At 61.8% G+C, this 2,293-nt stretch carries 3 protein-coding genes and 1 pseudogene; 2 read left to right on the top strand and 2 right to left on the bottom strand.

Going from position 1 to position 2,293, the window contains the following annotated elements; translation table 11 throughout:
- The coding region (locus AB4Y84_RS19715) for a DUF433 domain-containing protein (RefSeq protein ID WP_442250731.1) at window positions 1–703 on the top strand (703 nt) is incomplete at its 5' end.
- Window positions 700–1,113 (top strand): DUF5615 family PIN-like protein, encoded by a 414-nt coding sequence (locus tag AB4Y84_RS19710; RefSeq protein WP_033832463.1) that lies wholly within the window; start codon window positions 700–702, stop codon window positions 1,111–1,113. The genes AB4Y84_RS19715 and AB4Y84_RS19710, both read left to right, overlap by 4 nt.
- A gap of 12 nt (window positions 1,114–1,125) precedes the next feature.
- Here AB4Y84_RS19710 and AB4Y84_RS19705 read toward each other — a convergent pair whose 3' ends face one another.
- Both AB4Y84_RS19705 and AB4Y84_RS19700 read right to left on the bottom strand, forming a co-directional pair.
- Window positions 1,126–1,833: a DKNYY domain-containing protein gene (locus AB4Y84_RS19705; protein ID WP_033832464.1), complete on the bottom strand. Its 708-nt coding sequence runs from the start codon at window positions 1,831–1,833 to the stop codon at window positions 1,126–1,128.
- A gap of 175 nt (window positions 1,834–2,008) precedes the next feature.
- A pseudogene (locus AB4Y84_RS19700) lies at window positions 2,009–2,293 on the bottom strand (gfo/Idh/MocA family oxidoreductase); the annotation flags it as partial.

Raw genomic sequence — 2,293 nt, 5'->3', positions numbered from 1 at the left:
GGGTATCGCCTTGCCAGCACAGGACAGCCTCGGCGTCGGTCTCTATTCCTACGCCGATGCTGCGCGCTTCATTGGCGGCAGCTCGTCGGAACTGCGCCGGTGGCTGAAGGGCTATCAGGGTCGGAAGCACGGGAATCCGGAAGCCCACCCTCCCCTGTGGAAGTCGCAATGGGCCGATTCAGAGATCGACGGCATTGGCTTTCGCGATCTGATCGAGCTGCGCTTCGTCCGCACATTCGTCGCATGTGGCGTGCCACTCAACCTGGTGCGGCGAACCATTGTCGAGCTGAACGAGCGGCTCGGTAAGGAGTACCCCTTCACCAGCACGAGCTTCAAGACCGATGGGCGCCGCATTTTCATGGAGCTCGTGGGCGACAGCGGCGATGCAGCACTGGTGGATGTGGTGAAGCGCCAGGACRTGATGCGCAAGGTCATCGCACCTTCGCTGCGTGACGGCATCGAACTGGGCATCGATGATCGTGCCGAACGATGGTTCCCACTGAAGGGATCCCGTGCGGTGGTATTTGATCCACAGCGCAGTTTTGGTCAGCCCATCCTTGCCGAATCGGGCGTTCCTACCATCGCCATTGTCGAGGCGCTGCGCGCCGAAGGTGGCGACGAGCGTCGCGTGGCCAAGCTGTATGACCTATCTCTGACTGCAGTGAAGAAAGCACTGCAGTTCGAGAATCGAGCCGCGCCTTGAAGGCGCAGATCGATGAGAATCTTCCGCCCGCGCTGGCCCGGGCCATCGACGCCATTGCAGGAACGGACGAACACGAAGTCTTCCACGTAAGGGAGTTCGTGATGCCCGGCACTACTGACCTGGAGCTCTTCGACGCGGCCACCCAGCGTGGCATCCGCGTACACGTTACCCAGGATCATCATCATCGCAAGCCCGCAGAGCGCGAGGCGATCGCACGCCTCGGCCTGACCGTATTCGTTCTGGCCAAGGGCTGGAGCACGTTCAACCACTACGAGCGCGCAGCGCGGCTTCTGGAGTGGTGGCCCAAGATGATGCAGCAGGCCGAACTCGTGCAACCTGGTGCAATGTTCCGCGTACCGCATGCCAGGGCGTCCGGGGGACGGCTGACGCAGATCAAGGTGTCACGGTAGCCGCTTCGCGCGTCAACCCTCATCATCCGTGAAACCATGCTGTGCACGCAGCATCGGGTCGGTCTCGATCATGAACATATGGAACAGGTGTTTATGGTCCCGCGACCAGCTCCCCTGCAACAGACGCCACGACGCCACATCTACGCGCGGCAGCTTCCGTTCCAAATAGTAGACACGGCTGCCATCGCCGGAGAAGTGTCCGTCCAGCAGCCGCCAGCGCGCGTGATCCACGCCGGGCAGAGGCTTCCCGTCGCAGTAGACGCTGCTGTCGTCAACGGCGTACAGCGGGTCCTGCGGGATTGTCTGCAGCAGGTCGCCGCGCAGGCAATGCTTCATGCGTCGGCCGCAGTACCAGCCGCCGTGATCGTCGGCACCGTAGCCGCCGCCCATACTGCGGAAAGTGGCGCAATTGGCTTCGGCCAAGGCTTTCAGCGAAGTCTCGTATTCGAAGTAGACATTGCGCTTGTCCAGCCAGTAATCGCCGCACTGGCGGAAGCTGTCGCGGTCAATCGCAGGCAGGCGGGTCCAGGCGTGGTAGACGGCGTGCGAATCGCGCGCGATGAAATAGTGCTCGGGGATGAACTCGAAACTGGCCGCGTCGGCCTTGCGCAGCAACCGACCCTGGTGGAAGACCTGGCCTTCGTGGATTCGCCAGAATTCGGTGCCGTAGGGGCCGACGAATCGCTGGTCAGGAAGTTCGCTGATCTTCTGCCATGGCATGGTATGGGGCTCCGCCAACGGTGGGGCCGTTAGTTTAATGCGGTCGGCGGGAAAGACAGCCGGGCGTGGGTTCGGCTCTACGGGTGCCAATGCACCGATGCAGACAGCAACGCCGGGCATGGCCCGGCGTTGTGTTCAAAGCAGTCGAGCATGGCTCGACTCTACACAGAGCAGATCAGTACTTACCATCAAACGCAAAAATCGGCTTGCGCTGCTTCCACGCACCGGCAGTGAAATCCGGGAACTCCAGCGTCTGGAAACTGTTGGCGATCGACTGCTCGCTCAACGGGGTAATCGCGCTCCACGTCACTGCGTCGTAGATGTCGATCGGCATCGGCGCCTTGGCCTTCAGCGCTTCCACGAACGCATGGATCACGAACCAGTCCATGCCACCATGGCCGGCGCTGGCGGCGGTGTCGGCATTCTGCTTCCACAGCGGATGTTCGTACTGGTCCTGGTA

Origin of the sequence: Stenotrophomonas sp. 2YAF22 (assembly GCF_052114665.1) — a bacterium.
In the GTDB taxonomy this organism is placed as follows: Bacteria; Pseudomonadota; Gammaproteobacteria; order Xanthomonadales; family Xanthomonadaceae; genus Stenotrophomonas; species Stenotrophomonas indicatrix.
The sequence above is the reverse complement of the archived record's forward strand: the minus strand, read 5'-3'. Positions and strand labels throughout refer to the sequence as shown.

Excerpts from the sequence above, each read along its gene's own strand:
- AB4Y84_RS19705 (WP_033832464.1), bottom strand. The coding sequence starts at position 1,833 with ATGCCATGGCAGAAGATCAGCGAACTTCCTGACCAGCGATTCGTCGGC.